This is a genomic window from Pseudomonas sp. HS6 (assembly GCF_023375815.1).
Taxonomy (GTDB): Bacteria; Pseudomonadota; Gammaproteobacteria; order Pseudomonadales; family Pseudomonadaceae; genus Aquipseudomonas.
On the sequence record NZ_CP067412.1, the window covers coordinates 3,226,741 to 3,243,738 of the forward strand.

General features: G+C 61.1%; 19 protein-coding genes. 11 read left to right on the top strand and 8 right to left on the bottom strand.

Annotated elements, in window-relative coordinates; all coding sequences use genetic code 11:
- Positions 1–31: 31 nt before the first annotated feature.
- Together JJN09_RS14555 and JJN09_RS14560 are read left to right on the top strand one after the other, a co-directional pair.
- Positions 32–565 carry a gluconokinase gene (locus tag JJN09_RS14555; RefSeq protein ID WP_249490710.1) on the top strand — a complete coding sequence of 178 codons (534 nt, stop codon included), beginning with the start codon at positions 32–34 and terminating at the stop codon, positions 563–565.
- An 82-nt stretch (positions 566–647) separates the two neighbouring features.
- On the top strand, positions 648–2,000 hold the full coding sequence (locus tag JJN09_RS14560) for a GntP family permease (RefSeq protein ID WP_096818205.1): 1,353 nt from the start codon (positions 648–650) through the stop codon (positions 1,998–2,000).
- Between the two features lie 143 nt (positions 2,001–2,143).
- Here the strand turns inward: JJN09_RS14560 and alaC are convergent, their stop codons facing one another.
- On the bottom strand, positions 2,144–3,352 hold the full coding sequence (alaC, locus tag JJN09_RS14565; RefSeq protein ID WP_249490711.1) for an alanine transaminase: 1,209 nt from the start codon (positions 3,350–3,352) through the stop codon (positions 2,144–2,146).
- Positions 3,353–3,490: 138 nt separating this feature from the next.
- On the opposite strand from alaC, the gene JJN09_RS14570 reads away from it, so the two are divergent.
- The 3 genes from JJN09_RS14570 to JJN09_RS14580 all read left to right on the top strand — a co-directional run bounded on the left by JJN09_RS14570 (position 3,491) and on the right by JJN09_RS14580 (position 5,522).
- Positions 3,491–4,153: a LysE family translocator gene (locus tag JJN09_RS14570; RefSeq protein ID WP_249490712.1), complete on the top strand. Its 663-nt coding sequence runs from the start codon at positions 3,491–3,493 to the stop codon at positions 4,151–4,153.
- Between the two features lie 69 nt (positions 4,154–4,222).
- Positions 4,223–4,717, top strand: a complete 495-nt coding sequence (locus JJN09_RS14575) for a GyrI-like domain-containing protein (RefSeq protein WP_249490713.1) — start codon at positions 4,223–4,225, stop codon at positions 4,715–4,717.
- A gap of 316 nt (positions 4,718–5,033) precedes the next feature.
- Positions 5,034–5,522 carry a GNAT family N-acetyltransferase gene (locus JJN09_RS14580; RefSeq protein ID WP_096818197.1) on the top strand — a complete coding sequence of 163 codons (489 nt, stop codon included), beginning with the start codon at positions 5,034–5,036 and terminating at the stop codon, positions 5,520–5,522.
- A gap of 5 nt (positions 5,523–5,527) precedes the next feature.
- Here the strand turns inward: JJN09_RS14580 and JJN09_RS14585 are convergent, their stop codons facing one another.
- Positions 5,528–6,133, bottom strand: coding sequence for a pyridoxamine 5'-phosphate oxidase family protein (locus JJN09_RS14585; protein WP_249490714.1), 606 nt, complete (start codon positions 6,131–6,133; stop codon positions 5,528–5,530).
- A 17-nt stretch (positions 6,134–6,150) separates the two neighbouring features.
- Positions 6,151–6,636: an N-acetyltransferase gene (locus JJN09_RS14590; protein WP_249490715.1), complete on the bottom strand. Its 486-nt coding sequence runs from the start codon at positions 6,634–6,636 to the stop codon at positions 6,151–6,153.
- Positions 6,637–6,778: 142 nt separating this feature from the next.
- Here JJN09_RS14590 and JJN09_RS14595 point away from each other — a divergent pair, with 142 nt between their 5' ends.
- Genes JJN09_RS14595 through JJN09_RS14605 form a run of 3 tightly spaced genes read left to right on the top strand, consistent with a single transcriptional unit; the run spans position 6,779 to position 8,826 of the window.
- Positions 6,779–7,204 carry an SgcJ/EcaC family oxidoreductase gene (locus JJN09_RS14595; RefSeq protein ID WP_249490716.1) on the top strand — a complete coding sequence of 142 codons (426 nt, stop codon included), beginning with the start codon at positions 6,779–6,781 and terminating at the stop codon, positions 7,202–7,204.
- A 40-nt stretch (positions 7,205–7,244) separates the two neighbouring features.
- Positions 7,245–7,589, top strand: coding sequence for a YciI family protein (locus JJN09_RS14600; RefSeq protein WP_007951101.1), 345 nt, complete (start codon positions 7,245–7,247; stop codon positions 7,587–7,589).
- Positions 7,582–8,826: an RNA polymerase sigma factor gene (locus JJN09_RS14605; protein WP_249490717.1), complete on the top strand. Its 1,245-nt coding sequence runs from the start codon at positions 7,582–7,584 to the stop codon at positions 8,824–8,826. The genes JJN09_RS14600 and JJN09_RS14605 overlap by 8 nt, the downstream gene beginning before the upstream one ends.
- A 264-nt stretch (positions 8,827–9,090) precedes the next feature.
- Here JJN09_RS14605 and JJN09_RS14610 read toward each other — a convergent pair whose 3' ends face one another.
- On the bottom strand, positions 9,091–9,816 hold the full coding sequence (locus JJN09_RS14610; protein WP_249490718.1) for an SDR family oxidoreductase: 726 nt from the start codon (positions 9,814–9,816) through the stop codon (positions 9,091–9,093).
- A 111-nt stretch (positions 9,817–9,927) separates the two neighbouring features.
- Between JJN09_RS14610 and JJN09_RS14615 the strand changes: the two genes are divergently transcribed.
- Positions 9,928–10,764, top strand: a complete 837-nt coding sequence (locus JJN09_RS14615) for a LysR family transcriptional regulator (protein WP_249490719.1) — start codon at positions 9,928–9,930, stop codon at positions 10,762–10,764.
- Positions 10,765–10,844: 80 nt separating this feature from the next.
- Here the strand turns inward: JJN09_RS14615 and JJN09_RS14620 are convergent, their stop codons facing one another.
- Positions 10,845–11,699, bottom strand: coding sequence for a LysR family transcriptional regulator (locus tag JJN09_RS14620; protein WP_249490720.1), 855 nt, complete (start codon positions 11,697–11,699; stop codon positions 10,845–10,847).
- Positions 11,700–11,786: 87 nt separating this feature from the next.
- On the opposite strand from JJN09_RS14620, the gene JJN09_RS14625 reads away from it, so the two are divergent.
- Positions 11,787–12,224 carry a multidrug/biocide efflux PACE transporter gene (locus tag JJN09_RS14625; protein ID WP_249490721.1) on the top strand — a complete coding sequence of 146 codons (438 nt, stop codon included), beginning with the start codon at positions 11,787–11,789 and terminating at the stop codon, positions 12,222–12,224.
- A 57-nt stretch (positions 12,225–12,281) separates the two neighbouring features.
- On the opposite strand, the gene JJN09_RS14630 is transcribed toward JJN09_RS14625, so the two are convergent.
- Entirely contained in the window at positions 12,282–13,037 is a 756-nt protein-coding gene (locus JJN09_RS14630) for an SDR family NAD(P)-dependent oxidoreductase (RefSeq protein ID WP_249490722.1), read from the bottom strand.
- Between the two features lie 120 nt (positions 13,038–13,157).
- Between JJN09_RS14630 and JJN09_RS14635 the strand changes: the two genes are divergently transcribed.
- Positions 13,158–14,054, top strand: coding sequence for a LysR family transcriptional regulator (locus JJN09_RS14635; protein ID WP_249490723.1), 897 nt, complete (start codon positions 13,158–13,160; stop codon positions 14,052–14,054).
- Between the two features lie 53 nt (positions 14,055–14,107).
- Here JJN09_RS14635 and JJN09_RS14640 read toward each other — a convergent pair whose 3' ends face one another.
- Together JJN09_RS14640 and JJN09_RS14645 are read right to left on the bottom strand one after the other, a co-directional pair.
- Positions 14,108–15,721 (bottom strand): inorganic phosphate transporter, encoded by a 1,614-nt coding sequence (locus tag JJN09_RS14640; RefSeq protein WP_249490724.1) that lies wholly within the window; start codon positions 15,719–15,721, stop codon positions 14,108–14,110.
- Positions 15,722–15,829: 108 nt separating this feature from the next.
- On the bottom strand, positions 15,830–16,852 hold the full coding sequence (locus JJN09_RS14645) for a transporter (protein ID WP_249490725.1): 1,023 nt from the start codon (positions 16,850–16,852) through the stop codon (positions 15,830–15,832).
- Positions 16,853–16,998 lie beyond the last annotated feature (146 nt).

Below are 16,998 nucleotides of genomic sequence, written 5' to 3' on the forward strand. Positions count from 1 at the left end.
AGGTAGCGCTGTCTGCGCGCTGAGGTGTTTCATGAATCATCCCATCACCGCCCTGGTCATCATGGGCGTTGCCGGTTGCGGCAAGACGTGCGTCAGCGAGGCCCTGTGCCAATTGAGCGGCGCCACTGCCATTGAAGGCGATACTTTCCATCCGGCCGCGAACATCGAAAAGATGAGCGCGGGGATCCCCCTGAACGACGAAGACCGTGCCGGCTGGCTCGACAGCCTGTGCGATGAACTGCGTCGCGTCGACGCCCTGGGCGAACGCCCGGTGCTGACCTGCTCGGCCCTCAAGCACAGTTATCGCGAAGTGTTGCGCAGCGCCTTGCCGGGCCTGGGCTTCGTGTTCCTCGAATTGACGCCGGAAGTTGCCGCCGAACGTGTGTCCCACCGTCCGGGCCACTTCATGCCGGCCACCTTGATCGAAAGCCAGTTCGCCACCCTCGAATCGCCCAAGGGCGAGCCGTTGACCCTGGCCCTGAATGCTTCGATCCACAGCGTTGAAGAGCTTGCCGGACAAGCCCACGTCTGGTGGCAGGCCCATGGCCTGAAGCAGGCGGTATGAGTGTGTTCATGCAGATAGCGCTGTCCTCACGACTTCTGATTAACCCGCTTTAATAACAACAACAAGCCAGGAGACACCCCCAATGTTTGGCATGTCCCACGACGCCTACCTGCTGCTCGATGCAGTGGTCACGGTGATCGGACTCATCGTCCTGATCACCAAGTTCAAGCTCCATCCCTTCATTGCCCTGACCATCGCCGCCGCGTTCCTCGGCCTGACGTCCGGCATGCCGATCGGCACCATCATCAAGGCGTTCCAGGACGGTTTCGGTGGCGTGCTCGGTTTCGTCGGCATCATCCTTGCGCTGGGCACCATGCTCGGCAAAATGATGGCCGAATCCGGCGGTGCCGATCAGATCGCCCAGACCCTGATTCGCGCGTTCGGCAAAGAGCGCGTGCAGTGGGCAATGATGTTCGCCGCGTTCCTGGTGGGCATTCCGCTGTTCTTCGAAATCGGCTTTGTATTGCTGATTCCGCTGGTGTTCATCGTCGCTCGCCGCACCGGTGTGTCGATCATCAAAATCGGTATCCCGCTGCTCGCCGGCCTGTCCGCCGTGCACGGCCTGGTACCGCCACACCCGGGCCCGCTGCTGGCTATCGGCGTGTTCGGTGCCGACATCGGCAAGACCATTCTCTACGGTCTGATCGTCGCGCTGCCGACTGCCATCATTGCCGGCCCGATCTTCGGTACGTTCATCGCCAAGCACATTCCGGGTCATCCGAACCAGGAATTGGTCGATCAACTGGCCCGTGAAACCGATTCGGCCAAGTTGCCAAGCTTCGGCATCACCCTGGTCACCGTGCTGCTGCCGGTGTTCCTGATGCTGCTGAAAACCTTCGCCGACGTGGCGCTGCCGGACGGTCATTTCTTCCGTACCTGGATGGACATGATCGGTCACCCGATCTCGGCGCTGCTGCTGGCATTGCTGCTGTCGCTGTACACCTTCGGTGCCAAGCAGGGCATCGGTTCTCAGCAGATGCTCAAATGGCTCGACGCCAGCCTGGCGCCAACCGCCGCGATCATCCTGATCATCGGTGCCGGTGGTGGCTTCAAGCAGATGCTGGTGACCAGCGGTGTGGGCGACGTGATCGGCCACATGGCGGTCAGCGCACAGATCTCGCCGATCCTGCTGGCATGGCTGGTGGCAGCGGTGATCCGTATCGCGACCGGTTCGGCCACCGTGGCGACCATCACTGGCGCGGGCATTGTGGTGCCGGTAGTGGGGATGATCCCGGGTGTGAACCGTGAGTTGCTGGTGCTGGCCACCGGCGCCGGTTCCTTGATCCTGTCCCACGTCAACGATGCCGGTTTCTGGCTGGTGAAGCAGTACTTCAACATGACCGTGGCGGAAACCTTCAAGACCTGGACCGCGATGGAAACCATCCTGTCGGTGGTTGCGCTGGGCTTTATCCTGCTGCTGTCACTGTTCGTTTAAGCCTCTCTTCGTTTAAGAAGATGCAGGCACAAAAAAACCGCAGCGATGCGGTTTTTTTGTGGGTGCAATTCGCGAGTTGATCGTTCCCACGTCGAGGCGTCGAATCGTCCGCGTGGGAACGATCAGGTGTGGGGAGGGGGCAGTTACTTGGTCGCCAGGCCATCCGCTCGGAACATCCCGCGAATCCCGCGTACCGCCTGACGAATCCGGTCCTGGTTCTCGATCAGTGCGAAGCGCACGTGATCGTCGCCGTACTCACCAAATCCGACACCCGGCGAGACGCAGACCTTGGCCTCGGCCAGCAGCTTCTTGGCAAATTCCAGCGAACCCAGATGCGCATAGGCTTCGGGAATTTTCGCCCAGACGTACATCGAAGCTTTCGGGTTCTCGACCATCCAGCCCAGTTCATGCAGGCCTTTGACCAGCACGTTGCGGCGCTGGCGATATTGCTCGGCGATGTCGCGTACGCACTGCTGATCGCCTTCCAGCGCAGCAATCGCGGCAACCTGTAGCGGGGTGAAAGTGCCGTAGTCGTGGTAGCTCTTGATCCGCGCCAGGGCGTTGACCAGTTCCGGGTTGCCGACCATGAAACCGATCCGCCAGCCCGCCATGTTGTAGCTCTTGGACAGGGTGAAAAACTCCACCGCGATGTCCTTGGCGCCCGGCACCTGCATGATCGACGGGGCTTTCCAGCCGTCGTAGACGATGTCGGCGTAGGCCAGGTCGTGCACCACCAGCACGTCGTACTGTTTGGCGAGGGCGATCACCCGCTCGAAGAAGTCCAGCTCCACGCACTGCGCGGTAGGGTTGGACGGGAAGCCCAGAATCATCATCTTCGGTTTCGGGATCGAGCCGCGAATCGCCCGCTCCAGCTCGGCGAAGAAGTCCACACCCGGCACCAGCGGCACCGACCGTACCTGGGCGCCGGCAATTACGGCACCGTAGATGTGAATCGGGTAGCTCGGGTTCGGCACCAGCACGGTGTCGCCCTGATCCAGGGTCGCCAGCATCAGGTGGGCCAGGCCTTCCTTGGAACCTATGGTGACGATGGCTTCGCTTTCCGGGTCGATATCGACCTCGTAGCGTTCCTTGTACCAATTGGAAATCGCCCGACGCAGGCGCGGAATGCCCTTGGACGTGGAGTAACCGTGGGTGTCTTCGCGTTGTGCAACCTGCACCAGTTTTTCAACGATGTGCGGCGGTGTGGCGCCGTCGGGGTTGCCCATGCTCAAGTCGATGATGTCTTCGCCACGACGTCGGGCGGCCATCTTCAGCTCGGCAGTGATGTTGAAAACGTAAGGGGGGAGTCGATCTATGCGCGCAAAGCGGCGCGGCGAACCTTGTTCAGCCATTGTTGCCTCGGATAACGTAAGCGCCCGGAACCGTCCGAGCGACGCTGGTCACTGCGGTGACCTGTGGCGGAAGATAAGGGCAGCGATGGCAGACTGTCCAGCGTGTATGACAACAATTTTTCCCAAGGAAAACGGTTAATGGAATTCACCAGCGGCTTTTTGCTGAGCCTTTCGCTGTGCCTGGACATCGGCGTAGCCAACATCGCGATGATCACCCTGGCCATGCAGCGCGGCTATTTTCAGGGTTTTGCCCTGGGCCTCGGCACCTGCGTCGGCGACCTGATCTACGCCGTTCTGGCGCTGGCCGGGATGACCGTTCTGCTGCAATACGAAACCGTGCGCTGGGTGCTGTGGATCGGTGGTTCGGCGCTGTTGATCTACTTCGCGGCGAAGATGATCTATTCGGCGATCCACCACGAAGCGATGCTGGCGGAGACGGCGGAGGTCGGCCAGAACTCCCATCGCAAGGAATTCTTCCGTGGGATCTTTCTCGCCATGTCGTCGCCGAGCGCCATCCTCTGGTTCGCGGCAGTGGGCGGTACCTTGATCGCCCGCTCCGGTGGCGGCGGCCCGCTAAGCTCGGCGCTGTTCCTCGGCGGCTTCCTGTGTGCCGGGCTGTTGTGGTCGGCGGGTCTGTGCTTTGCGGCGAGCCATGGCGGCAAACTGCTGGGCGACAAGCTGCTGCGCTATTCCTACATGGCATCTGCGGCGATCTTCTGCTATTTCGCGGTCTACGTGATCGTATCCGGTTATAACGAGTTCGTCGGCTCCGGCGCGGCCGAGGCCCTGCATACGCTGTAAATGTGCGAATCGGGTTTGGCTTCTATACTCCCAGCCGAACCCACTTTTTTCGTTCCAAGGAGTCGAGTCATGGATGAGCAAAAACGCGTCGAAGTGGCTGAACCTCGCTTCGAACATGGACACTTCCTGCTGATTGCAGGTTTTCGCGATCGTTTCACCAAAGAGACCGTCCAGGACATCCCCGCACTGTGGGAAAAACTGATCCCGCACATCGGAAATATTCCGGGGCAGAAGGGCGAAGTGACCTACGGCGTCTGCAGCAATTTCGACGGCAACGGCGGTTTCGATTACATGGCCGGGGTCGAGATCAGGAAGCTGGATGACTTCCCGCAGGAAAAGTATCCGTGGATCGAAATCCTGCCGCGTCAGTACGCGGTGTTCGAGCACAAGGGTTCGCTGGATCTTCTGCCGCAGACCATTGAGTACATCTACAAGACCTGGCTGCCGGCCTCCGAATACAAGGGCCTCAACGCCCCGGAGCTGGAACGCTACAGCGCCGATTTCAATCCGAAAACCAATGCCGGCACGCTGGAAATCTGCGTCCCGGTCGAAAAGAAAACCTGATGAATGACCGGCAGCGCGAATTCGCTTCGCGCTGCCGATCAAGCCTTACTTGCCCTTGATCCGTCGTGCCCGCAACAGGTCGATGCCCAGGGTGATGAAGCCGAAAAAGCTGATACCCAACACCATCAACAAACCGATTTCCACGCTGCTCATAAACTGTTCCCCTTCGGGTGATCAGAGACAGTGGTCAGGAATAGACCGTCCCGAATCCGAAGAAAAGCGCTTATACGCAGGCTTTACGCCGCCCGTGCGGATCGATATGAACACCTTATTCCTTTATCCTTGGCGGCCCTGTTTTCACTGATTTCGAGCCGCCATGAACACCGTCATCCGCCACGTCACCGCCGCCGACCTGGACCGCTGCTACGCCATTGAAACCCTCGCCTATGAAGGTGACGAAGCCGCGACCCGCGAGAAGATCGCCACGCGCATCGCCACCTGGCCGGACGGTTTCATCGTCGCTGAGGTGGACGGGCAGGTGGCCGGGTTCATCAACTCCGGTGCGGCGTTCGAGGTGCAGATGTCCGACGAGGCGTTCAAGGAACTGATCGGCCACGACCCGGCGGGGCCGAATGTTGTGATCATGTCGGTGGTGGTGCATCCGGACTATCAAGGCCTGGGCCTGGCCAAACGTCTGCTGGGCGAATTCATCGAGCGCATGCGCGCCCAAGGCAAGGCGACGATTCACCTGATGTGCAAGGATCGGCACATCCCGCTGTACGCCGGATTCGGTTTTGCCTATATCAAGCCGTCCGAGTCCGACCACGGCGGGATGGCGTGGCACGAGATGATCCTGACCCTGTAAAGACTTCAGTAGAGCGTTTCACGCACCCGCGCCGGGGCTTCGCGATCGTAGGTCTCGGCATCGAACTGGCCGTCGTTCAGACGCTTGTGAAACGCACCCGCCGTCGGCAGCGCCGAGCGCGGCAAGTGAGTTTGCGGATTCCACGCATCCGAACGCACAAACGCTTTCGAGCAGTGAAAGAACGCCGCCTCCACCGTCACCAGCAACACCGTGCGCGCCGGTTTGCCGTTGACCGCAAAGCTTTCCAGTAACTCCGGATCAGCGCTGATGGTCGCGGTGCCGTTGACCCGCAACGTCTCGCCAATCCCCGGAATGATGAACAGCAGCGACACCCGCGGATCGTGCAGCACGTTGCGCAAGGTATCGATGCGGTTGTTGCCCGGGCGATCCGGCAGGGCCAGGGTGTGCTCGTCGATGATCCGCACAAACCCCGGTGCATCGCCGCGCGGTGAACCGTCGATGCCGTCGGCGCCCACCGAGCTGACGATCACCAGCGGCGAGACCCGGACCATCGCCTGATAGTCCTCGTTGAGAAAACCGATCTGCTTGCGTACCGCTCGCTCGTGGGGCAATCCGTAAATAGCTTCCAGTGCTTCGATTGAATCGATCATCGTTGCTCCCTCGACGATTAGAAGAACAGACCCATGCGCCGCTCGTAACCAATGCGCCCCTTGTACGCTTCGCCGCTGTCGACGAAGCCATACTTGGCGTACAGCGCAATCGCGGCGTCGTTGTCGGCATCCACTGACAGTTCCAGCCCTTTGATGTCCGGCCATGCCTGACGCGCAACGTCCGGCAGCGCCAGCAGGCAGGCCTTGCCATAACCCTTGCCCTGGGCCCGGTGATCGACCTGCAATGCATGCAGGGTGGCGCTGTGTTCATCGGCCCATTCCGGCAGAACGGGCGGGCGCTTGAGCAGCAGGAAGGCCACCGGTACGTCCTCGGCCAGCAACGCAAAACCCTTCACGCCGGGGCCGGGTTTCGACAGCAGCGTGTGCAGGGCGCCGTGGATGTCGCCGGAGAACTTGATCTGCTCGGCGTGGATTTCTATGGCCTCGACCTGTTGGCGTTGGGTGGCGTTCAGGTTTTCGTAAGGCACGAGTCGGGCTGACACGGGAATTTCCTTTTTCCTACAAAGATGAGGCTCGGATTCTAGCGATTTTGTCTTCTTCGGAAATTTTTTGTTTCGGTTGTCGATCCGGCCAATTGCCGAGCGACTAAAGGTGTCTTCACAACAAAAACCAGGAAGAAAACCCATGAGTACACAAGCGCAGATTCAAGCCGTGATCGACACCTACCGTCAGGCTGTCATGACCAAGGACGTGGAAAAGGTCATGACCCTGTACGCCGACGACATCCTCTCGTTCGATGCGATCAAGGCCCTGCAATTCAAGGGCAAAGAGGCCTACCGCGCCCACTGGGTGGCCTGCATGGAAATGTGCCCCGGCCCGCACATTTTCGAATTCCATGAAATTGCCATCGAGACCGGGGACAACATCGCCTTCGCCCATTGGGTGGCCAATTGCGGCGGCACCAATGAAAAGGGTGAAGCCCAGAGTTGCTGGATGCGCGCCACCGCCTGCTATCGGCTGGTCGGCGGGGTGTGGAAAATTGCCCACGAACACTGGTCGGCGCCGTTCGATCCGATGACTGGCTCGACCCTGTTCGATGCGAAACCCTGATCTTCAGCCATAGTTGATCCGTCCGATTCAGGAGAACGCCATGAAGTATTTATGCCTGGTCTACAGCGATGAGCGCCTGCTGCATTCGTCCCCCGACAGCCCGGAAGACGCCGAATGCTGGGCCTACGCCGAATCGATCCAGGGCAGCGGCCGGATGGTCGCCGCCGAAGCGCTGGAATCGGTGCAGACCGCCACCACGGTGCGCATGCGCAACGGCAAGTTGTCGATCACCGACGGCCCGTTCGCCGAAACCAAGGAGCAGTTGGCCGGCTTCTACCTGATCGACGCGCGGGATCTCAACGAAGCGATTCAGGTCGCCGGTAACATTCCGGCAGCCCGGGTCGGCAGTGTCGAAGTGCGTCCCGTGCGGCAGTTGAATGTCTGAGGTCGCGGCCCGGGTCGAGCAGATCTATCGCGAAGACTCGCGGCGGATCCTCGCGACACTGATCCGCTTGCTTGGCGATTTCGACCTCGCCGAAGAAGCTTTGCATGAGGCGTTCTTTGTCGCGGTCGAGCGTTGGCAGCGCGACGGCGTACCGGACAATCCGCGTGCGTGGCTGGTGTCCACCGGGCGCTTCAAGGCCATCGACGTGTTGCGTCGGCGCGCACGGTTCAAGGCCTCGCAGCCATTGTTGCTGGCGCAACTGGAAGAATTGGAACAGTCCGAATGGGACGCTGAAGACGTGGAAGACGATCGTCTGCGCCTGATTTTTACCTGCTGTCACCCGGCACTGGCGGCGGACGCGCAAGTTCCGCTGACCCTGCGTGAAGTCTGCGACCTCACCACCGAGGAAATCGCCCGCGCATTTCTCTCGGCCCCGGCGGCGATTGCCCAGCGCATCGTGCGCGCCAAGGCCAAGATCCGCGACGCGAAAATCCCTTATCAAGTGCCGAACCTGAGCGAATTACCCGAACGCCTCGACAGTGTGCTGCGGGTGATTTATCTGGTGTTTAACGAAGGTTATTCAGCATCCGGCGGCGCCCAGGTCACCCGTGAAGACCTGACCCGCGAGGCGATCCGCCTCGGGCGGTTGTTGCTGGAGTTGTTGCCGGACCCGGAAGTCATGGGCTTGCTGGCGTTGATGCTGCTGCACGAATCGCGGCGGTCGGCGCGGTCGACGCCTGATGGTGAACTGATTCTGCTGGATGATCAGGATCGCGAATTGTGGAATACCGAGCTGATCGCCGAAGGCTGCGATCTGGTGGAAAAGGCACTGACCACGAGACACTTCGGGCCTTACTGCCTGCAAGCGGCGATTGCGGCGGTGCATGCCGAAGCGCCGACGGCGGGGGAGACGGATTGGCAGCAGATCGTTGGGCTGTATGACGTGTTGTTGCGGGCGGTGCCGTCGCCGGTGATCGAGTTGAACCGGGCGGTGGCGGTGGCCAAGCGTGATGGAGCGCTGGCCGGGTTGACCTTGATTGAGGGGATTCTGGACCGGGGGGAGTTGCAGGATTACCACCTGGCGCATTCGGCGCGGGCGGAGTTTTGTCGGCAGTTGGGGCGGGTTGGGGAGGCACGGGCGGCTTATTTGCGGGCGCTGGAGTTGACCCGGCAAGAGCCGGAACGGCGGTTTATTGAAGGGCGACTTTCGGCTTTGGATCGTTTGCCCTCACCCTAGCCCTCTCCCGGGGGGAGAGGGGACCGAATGGGGGATATTGGAGAGATACGCCGACGTGAGCGATTTGCTCTGAATCCATAATCGACCAGATTTAAAGATCGGCGTATCGCGTAATACACCTCGGCGCCGACGTGAACGATTCTCCGTGAATCCATAATCGACTCGGTATTTCAGGTCGATGTATGACGCAAGACACCTCGGTCGGCTCCCTCTCACTCCGGGAGAGGGCTGGGGTGAGGGCGCTTTTGCTTTTGCCTCTCGGCTTTAGGCCTGCTGGCGCGTAGCCGCCATCACAATCTCGCGAATACAAACCCCTTGCGGCTGCCCATAAGCATAAGCAATCGCCGTAGCCACATCCTCGGCACTCAACACCGTCCCGCCCATATCCTGCTTCCAAGCCTGATACCCGGTCTTGATCGCCTCATCCGTGGTGTGGCTCAGCAATTCGGTTTCCACCGCACCCGGCGCAATCGTAGTCACGCGTACGTTATGCGGCGACAACTCTTCACGCAGGTTCTCCGACAACCCATGCACCGCAAACTTGGTCCCGACATACGCCACATGGTTCGGGAAGGTCTTGCGCCCGGCCACCGAGCTGACGTTGATGATCGTGCCGTGCTTGCGCTCGATCATCCCGGCAACCACCGCGTGCACGCCGTTGAGCAGGCCTTTCACGTTGACGTCGAGCATCTGGTCCCACTGCGCCGGATCCTGTTTGCTCATCTCGCCCAGCAGCATCACCCCGGCGTTGTTGATCAGTGCATCGGCCGGACCGAACTGCGCTTCCGCCTCGGCCACGGCGGCCAGCAACGTGGCGCGGTCGGTGATGTCGACGCGGCGGCTGAGGGTGTTCGGCAGGGCCAGTGCTTCGAGGCGTTCGATGCGTCGCGCCAGCAACAGCAGCGGATGACCGGCAGCGCTCAAGCGGCGGGCGGTGGCTTCGCCGATGCCCGAGCTGGCGCCGGTGATGATGATCAATGGCTTGCCCATGTTTGAACTCCTGAGATAAGAAAAACAAATAACCAGATTCGTGACGCAGTATATTTAGCCCGCTGAAGGCTGAAAAATGCCTTATTCCTCTGTCTGCTATCGGAATCTCCTATGGATATCCGCCATCTCAAAGCCTTCCTCGCGGTGTTCGAAGAACGCAACATCACCGCCGCCGCGCAACGGCTGTTCATCAGTCAGCCCACGTTGTCGGTGACCATCAAACAGCTGGAAGAAGAACTTGGTGCAACGCTGTTCGTGCGTCAGCCCCGTGGTGTGGAAGTCAGCGACGAAGCGCGCCTTCTGTACCCACAGGCACGGCGGATGGTGGCCGAATCCGAGGCGCTGAGCCGGATGTTTCGCGGCCGCGAAAACCGCGCGCCGCTGACCCTCGGCATCGAGGGCGATATTGCCGCCAGTCACATCGAAGCCTTCGTGCGCATGGCCCATCAGGCGTTGCCCAATCTGCTGCTGACTCTGGAAGAGGGTTGTCACGGCGATGGTCGATTGGCGGTCGAGGAAATGTGCTGCGAAGACGAACTGTTCCTGCCGCTGTGGGAAGAGTCCTATGTGATGGCGCTGCCCCTCGATCATCCGATGGCCAACGCGCAGGCAGGCTGGGCGCCGATCGAGGACTGGATCACTTGTCCGCAGCATCCGTCCCATCAGCGATTGATGGCGCTGTACGGGCGCTCGCCGGAAGCGGTGGCGGGACATGCCGGTTCATTGCAGCAAGCGTTGCACATGGTGGCGGCGGGTGTCGGCGTGGCGATGTTGCCGCAGTCATTGGTGAGCGGACAGACGCGGGTGGTGGTGCGTGCGCTGCACCTGCCGGCGCCGACCCGGCGGGTGGGGTTGTGTTATGCGGCGCAGGCGCTGGAATTGCCGGCGATGCGCGGGTTGCATGAGTATTTCCAGGTGAACCGCCCGGCTGAAATTGCTGCTGTCTGATCGGCCGCCATCGCCAGCAGGCGATTTGTGAACGACACAGATCTAGTGTGGGCGCGAGCTTGCTCGCGATGGGCACGCCGCTATTCCAGCATCTTGCTAAGCAACCAGCTCCCCGCCGGCCCCGGCGGGTACAGCCGCGACCACAGCGCATCGACGAACACCGGTTTCGGCCAGCCGCGCACCTTCAGTTCAACCAGCAGATCGTTGCCGAAGCGCTCCACCAGCCAGCGCGGCAACGGCGCCCAGCCGAAACCTTTTTCGGCCATCTCCAGCAGCATCAGATAACTCGGCGCCGACCACACCCGGCCTTTACCACGACTGTCATAGGGGTTGACGATGGTTGCCAGGCGCAGCTCGCGATGCTGCTCAAGGACTGTTTGATCGATGGGTTCCTGCGTCGCCAGCGGATGCCCACGACCCACAAACAAGGCGATTTCGGTACGTTCGGCGACGGTCGAGGTCGCCAAGTCCGGCGGATAGTTTTCCTGCATCTCGGCGAATGCCAGATGCGCCCGACCGCGTTGCACCAGTTCGATCAGGTCATCGCACTCGGCGATCAGGCATTCCAGCTCCAGATCCGGATAGCGCTGCTCGAAGCCCACCAATGCGGCTTCGAAACGGTCGGACTGATAAGTGTCGGAAATCGCCACCGTGAGTTTCGGCTCGACGCCCTGGGCCAGTTGTCGGGCGGTCATTTCCAGGCGGCTGGTGGCCGACAGAATCGCCTCGGCCCGTTGCAGCATCACGTGGCCGGCCGGGGTCAGGGTCGGTTTGCGGCTGCTGCGGTCGAACAGGATCAAGTCCAGATCGATCTCAAGACTGGCCACCGCCGCACTCACCGTCGACTGACTGCGCCCGAGTTTGCGCGCCGCCGCTGAAAAAGAGCCTTGAGTCGCCGCCTGGACAAACGCGAGCAACACTTCCTGAGACGCCATGAACTATCGCCTTGATCGATGGTTATTGGTTATGAAGTATCGGTGCGGTGCTGGATCATGGCAACCATCTTCACAGAGGACTCGGCCATGACTGCCAACAAATCCATCACTGAGCGTATCTTCCAGGCCATCGGTTTCGAACTGCTGGCGATCCTGATCTGTACCCCGTTGCTGGCGTGGATCATGGGCAAACCGCTGGTCGAAATGGGCGCTGTAACCATCGCTGTTGCGTTGCTGGCCCTGGGCTGGAACGTGGTGTTCAACGGCTTCTTCGACCGGATGCTCAAGCGCTGGAACATCGCCCACAACGCCTGGGTGCGGGTGGCGCACGCGCTGCTGTTCGAGGGCGGGTTGATCGTGATGGGCGTGCCGCTGATTGCATGGTGGCTGTCGGTCAGCCTGTGGCAGGCGTTCCTGCTCGACATCGGCGTGCTGCTGTTCTTCCTGCCGTACACCTACGTCTATCACTGGGGTTATGACGTGGTGCGCGAGCGGCTGGTGATGCGCAACGCTTGCCAGAGCTGAAACAAAAAATCGCAGCCTGCGAGGGCTGCGATTTTTTTTGTCCGGACTTTTTCGGGCTTAAAGAAACATCCCGCCTGACGCTTCGATCCGCTGACCGTTGATCCACTGCGCCCCCGGCGACAGCAACAGTGCCAGTGCACCACCAATGTCATCCGGCTGTCCGGCACGGCCCAGCGCAGTGTTGCTGGCGACCATGGCATTCAGCGCCGAATTGTCGCGCACCGCGCCGCCGCCGAAGTCGGTTTCGATGGCGCCCGGTGCCAGGATATTCACGGCGATCTGCCGCGCACCCAGCTCCTTGGCCTGATAGCGGGTCAGCACTTCCATCGCGCCTTTCATCGCCGCGTAGGCGGCATAGCCCGGCAGGGTGAAGCGGGCCAGACCGCTGGAGATGTTGATGATCCGCCCGCCATCGTTGATCAGCGGCAATAGTTGCTGAGTCAGGAAAAACGGCCCTTTCAACTGCACGTTCATCAGAAGGTCAAACTGCTCCGGCGTGGTTTCGGCGAAGGAAGCGTGTACACCAATCCCGGCGTTGTTGATCAGGAAGTCGAAGCGCGGTTGCCCGAGCTGTTGCAGCGCTTGCTCCACCCGCACAACGAAATCGGCGAAGCCTTCGCTGCGGCCGACATCCAGTTGCAGCATCACGGCGTTGGCGCCGAGTGTTTTCAGTTCCTCGACCAGCGATTGCGCTTCATCGGCGCGGCTGTTGTAGGTGCCGATGATGTCCACGCCTTGCTCGGCGAGGTGCAGGGCGGCGTTCTTGCCGAGGCCACGGCTGGCACCGGTGATCAATGCGATTTTGCGGTTCATGAGTCTTCCTCGAGAGCAGTGACGGTTGATGCAGCAAAGTTTATTTATCCGCCATGAGGTGATAAACAGACTGAAACCGGAATCACTGGTCGGAATGTCCGAACAATCAACAGGTGGCCCATGAACAAACTGGAACTGCTGCGCACCTTCGTCCGGGTCAGCGAATTGTCGAGTTTCACGATGGCGGGGGAGAGTCTGGGGCTGCCGCGCTCGACGGTGTCCGAGCAAGTGCAGGCGCTGGAGAGCCTGCTCGGCACGCGCCTGCTTCAACGCACCACGCGCAAGGTCCAGGCGACTCAGGACGGACTTGCGCTGTACGAGCGGAGCAAGGATCTGCTGTCGCACATGGACGAAATCGAGAACCTGTTCCGCCAGGACGAAGCGTCGCTGACCGGGCGGATCCGGGTCGACATGCCGAACATTCTGTCGCGGCGGCTGATCATGCCGAAGCTGCCGGAATTCATGGCGCGCCATCCCAACCTGGAGCTGGAAATCAGCAGCACCGATCGCCGGGTCGACCTGCTCGCCGAAGGTTTCGATTGCGTGGTGCGCATCGGCGCGCAGCCCGATCAGTCGGTGGTGGCGCGGCACCTGGGGGACTTCAGCATGATCAACTGCGCCAGCCCCGCGTATCTCGAGCGCTACGGCGTGCCGCAGACCCTGGAAGATCTGGCACAGCATCGGCTGGTGCATTACGTCGGAGTGCTGGGTTCGCGATCGGAAGGGTTTGTCTACGAGCAGGACGGGCAGGTCCACCGCGTGCCGATGGCCGGCAGCGTGACGGTCAACAGCACCGATGCCTACGAGTCGGCGTGCCTGGGTGGATTCGGTCTGATTCAGGTGCCGCGTACCGGGATGAACAGCTATCTGGACACCGGAGAGGTGGTCACGGTGCTGCCGCAATACACTGCGCCGGCGATGGGCATTTCACTGCTATACGCCCGGCAGCGGCATTTGCCGTTACGGGTGCGGGTGTTCATGGATTGGCTGGGGGAGTTGATTCGTTCGACGCTCTGATTCCTGCCGCAAATCCCTGTGGGAGCAAAGGCTCTCACAGGGATTCCGGTTAATCAGAAGATCTGAGTGAATAACCAATACAGGCTGCCCGACAGCAGAATCGCCGCCGGCAAGGTCAGCACCCACGCCATCAGCAGATTGCGGATGGTCTTCATCTGCAGGCCGCCACCGTTGGCGACCATGGTCCCGGCCACGCCCGAGGACAACACATGGGTGGTCGACACCGGCAGACCGAACATGTCGGCGGCGCCGATAGTCAGCATCGCCACGGTTTCCGCCGAGGCGCCTTGGGCGTAGGTCAGGTGGGTCTTGCCGATCTTCTCGCCGACCGTGACCACAATCCGCTTCCAGCCGACCATGGTGCCCAGCCCCAAGGCAATCGCCACCGCGATCTTCACCCACAGCGGAATGAACCGGGTGGCGTTGTCGATCTGTTGCTTGAACAGTTGCAGCTTGCCGCTGGTGTCGGCGTCGAAGGTGCCGACCTTGTTCTTGTCCATCAGGCGAATGGTTTCGCTGGCCAGGTACATGTCGTTGCGCACGTTGCCCATGGCCTCGGCCGGGACTTTCGCCAGCGAGCCGTAGCCTTTGACTTCTTCACCGATGTGCCCGGTCAGGGAGGCGAGCGCGGGGATCAGTTGCGGCGTGGCTTCCTTGCTACGCACGTAGTCGGAGAGCACTGCGCGTGGATTGGCCGGTGCCGGCAGTGGCGCACTTTTCACCAGCGCTTGCTGGGTCACTTGGGCAACAGCGGCGAATTGCAGCGACTGCTCTTCCGGCATGGTGCGGTTCAGCGCATAAGCCATCGGCAGGGTGCCAACCAGAATCAGCATGATCAGGCCCATGCCTTTCTGGCCGTCGTTGGAACCGTGGGCGAAGGACACGCCGGTGCAAGTCAGGATCAGCAAACTACGAATCCACCACGGCGGCGGGGTGTTGCCTTCCGGGGCCTTGTACAGCGAACGGTTCTTCACGAACGCGCGCAGCGCCAGCAGCAACAGCGCCGCACAACCGAAACCCACCAGCGGCGACAGCAGCAGTGCGTAACCAATCTTGGTCGCCTGAGCCCAGTCCACACCGCTGGTGCCGTCGCGACCGTGCATCAGGGCATTTGCCACGCCAACGCCGATGATCGAACCGATCAGCGTGTGCGACGACGAGGCCGGCAGGCCCAGCCACCAGGTGCCGAGGTTCCACAGGATCGCAGCGATCAGCAGGGCGAAGATCATCGCGAAACCGGCGGACGAACCGACTTGCAGAATCAGCTCCACCGGCAGCAACGCAATGATGCCGAACGCCACCGCGCCGCTCGACAGCAGCACCCCGAGGAAGTTGAAGAAACCCGACCACACCACGGCCACATTTGGCGGCAGCGAGTGGGTGTAGATCACTGTGGCCACGGCGTTGGCGGTGTCGTGGAAACCGTTGACGAACTCAAAGCCCAGCGCAATCAACAGCGCCACGCCGAGCAGCAGGAACGGGGTCCAGGTGGTGACCACCGTGCCGAGTTCGTGCATGTCGTGCATCAGGCTGTAGGCCGTGAAGAGCATCCCCATGGCCAGCACGGCAAAGAACACCACGTAAGTGAAGGGGCCGGTTTTCTTGTCGAGCGCCGGCCTGCCGCTGGAGGCAGGGGCCGGGCTGGCGGTCAGGGAGGGAGTAGCCATGGGAGGACAATCCTGAGCGGGGGAAGGAGTGTCGCCCATGATCGTTGCTAAATATTACAGAGAGACTGCGGCAGGTCAGTGTTTGGCCGATTAGCCGCGCCGCTGGTCCTAATAGTCCCCGCGTTTGCGAAACGCCCAGCGCCCGGCAATCACGGTAAACGTCACCACCAGCGCCACCAGAATCCAGAACCCTTCCGGATCAGTGGCCAGCGGCACGCCGCCGACGTTCATACCGAAGAAACCGGCAATGATGTTGATCGGCAGCGCCAGCACCGTCACCACGGTCAGGGTGAACAGCGTGCGGTTGCTCTGTTCGTTGAGGTTGGCGGCGATCTCTTCCTGCAACAGCTTGATCCGCTCGCCGAGGGCCGTGAGGTCGTTGATGATCAGCGCGAACTCTTCGGTGGACTTGCGCAGCTCTTTCACGTCTTCCTTCTGCAACCAGGGCGGCGGCCGATTGAGCAGGCGCAGCAGCGAACCCGGCTCCAGCGCCAGCAGTCGTTGCAGGCGTACCAGCACCCGACGGTTGGCGCCGAGTTCGGCGCGGTTGGTCGACAGTCGCGAGGACAGCAACTCGTCCTCGACCTGATCGACGCTCATGCTGGTCTTGCGCACGATCTGGGTCAGCACTTCGCCCTGGTCGCGCAGCAAGTGCACGAGCAATTCCGAGGGCGAGCGAAAGCGCTCGCCGGCCTTCACCGACGAACGCAGCTTGTCCACCGAGTGCAGCGGTTGCAGGCGCGCACTGACGATCAGTTTGCTGCGCACGCAGACCCACAGCGTCGACACGTCCGAGGAGACCATGCTGCTGAGGTTGAATACCACGTCGTTGACCACAGCCAACAACGCCGAATCCACATGCTCGATGCGAGTCGAGCGCGAGCCTTCATGCAGCGCCTCGAAAAACTCCTCGGGCAATTGCAGGTGGCTTTTCATCCAACGCTCGCACGCGGCGTGAGCGAGGTTCAGGTGCAGCCAGAGGAATTCGTCGCCATCGGTGTCGTCTTGCAGGTAGCGCAATGCAGTCGCCGAGTCGACTTCGCGACCGCGCTCGCCGGGGCGGAAACGAAAACCGTAGAGCAAGCCGAACAGGTCTGGATCGCGATGGCTGATATCGAGGCTGTGGTTCATGAAGTCTCGCTGGGAGGAGGGCGTCTGTCGCGGGATTTGCAGATTCACCTGAGCCGCATCATTGCAATGCCGTGTGACGTTTTGGTGACAGGTAAATGACGCCAGAATCAATGCCTTACCGGCGGTCGGATATTTCTCAAGAAGCC

Bases quoted from the DNA above. Each gene is read 5' to 3' on its own strand.
- JJN09_RS14645 (WP_249490725.1), bottom strand. From the start codon at position 16,852: ATGAACCACAGCCTCGATATCAGCCATCGCGATCCAGACCTGTTCGGC.
- JJN09_RS14560 (WP_096818205.1), top strand. From the start codon at position 648: ATGTTTGGCATGTCCCACGACGCCTACCTGCTGCTCGATGCAGTGGTC.
- JJN09_RS14640 (WP_249490724.1), bottom strand. From the start codon at position 15,721: ATGGCTACTCCCTCCCTGACCGCCAGCCCGGCCCCTGCCTCCAGCGGC.
- JJN09_RS14615 (WP_249490719.1), top strand. From the start codon at position 9,928: ATGGATATCCGCCATCTCAAAGCCTTCCTCGCGGTGTTCGAAGAACGC.
- JJN09_RS14620 (WP_249490720.1), bottom strand. From the start codon at position 11,699: ATGGCGTCTCAGGAAGTGTTGCTCGCGTTTGTCCAGGCGGCGACTCAA.
- JJN09_RS14630 (WP_249490722.1), bottom strand. From the start codon at position 13,037: ATGAACCGCAAAATCGCATTGATCACCGGTGCCAGCCGTGGCCTCGGC.
- JJN09_RS14610 (WP_249490718.1), bottom strand. From the start codon at position 9,816: ATGGGCAAGCCATTGATCATCATCACCGGCGCCAGCTCGGGCATCGGC.
- JJN09_RS14570 (WP_249490712.1), top strand. From the start codon at position 3,491: ATGGAATTCACCAGCGGCTTTTTGCTGAGCCTTTCGCTGTGCCTGGAC.
- JJN09_RS14585 (WP_249490714.1), bottom strand. From the start codon at position 6,133: ATGATCGATTCAATCGAAGCACTGGAAGCTATTTACGGATTGCCCCAC.
- JJN09_RS14575 (WP_249490713.1), top strand. From the start codon at position 4,223: ATGGATGAGCAAAAACGCGTCGAAGTGGCTGAACCTCGCTTCGAACAT.
- JJN09_RS14625 (WP_249490721.1), top strand. From the start codon at position 11,787: ATGACTGCCAACAAATCCATCACTGAGCGTATCTTCCAGGCCATCGGT.
- JJN09_RS14555 (WP_249490710.1), top strand. From the start codon at position 32: ATGAATCATCCCATCACCGCCCTGGTCATCATGGGCGTTGCCGGTTGC.
- JJN09_RS14605 (WP_249490717.1), top strand. From the start codon at position 7,582: ATGTCTGAGGTCGCGGCCCGGGTCGAGCAGATCTATCGCGAAGACTCG.
- JJN09_RS14580 (WP_096818197.1), top strand. From the start codon at position 5,034: ATGAACACCGTCATCCGCCACGTCACCGCCGCCGACCTGGACCGCTGC.
- JJN09_RS14600 (WP_007951101.1), top strand. From the start codon at position 7,245: ATGAAGTATTTATGCCTGGTCTACAGCGATGAGCGCCTGCTGCATTCG.
- alaC (WP_249490711.1), bottom strand. From the start codon at position 3,352: ATGGCTGAACAAGGTTCGCCGCGCCGCTTTGCGCGCATAGATCGACTC.
- JJN09_RS14595 (WP_249490716.1), top strand. From the start codon at position 6,779: ATGAGTACACAAGCGCAGATTCAAGCCGTGATCGACACCTACCGTCAG.
- JJN09_RS14635 (WP_249490723.1), top strand. From the start codon at position 13,158: ATGAACAAACTGGAACTGCTGCGCACCTTCGTCCGGGTCAGCGAATTG.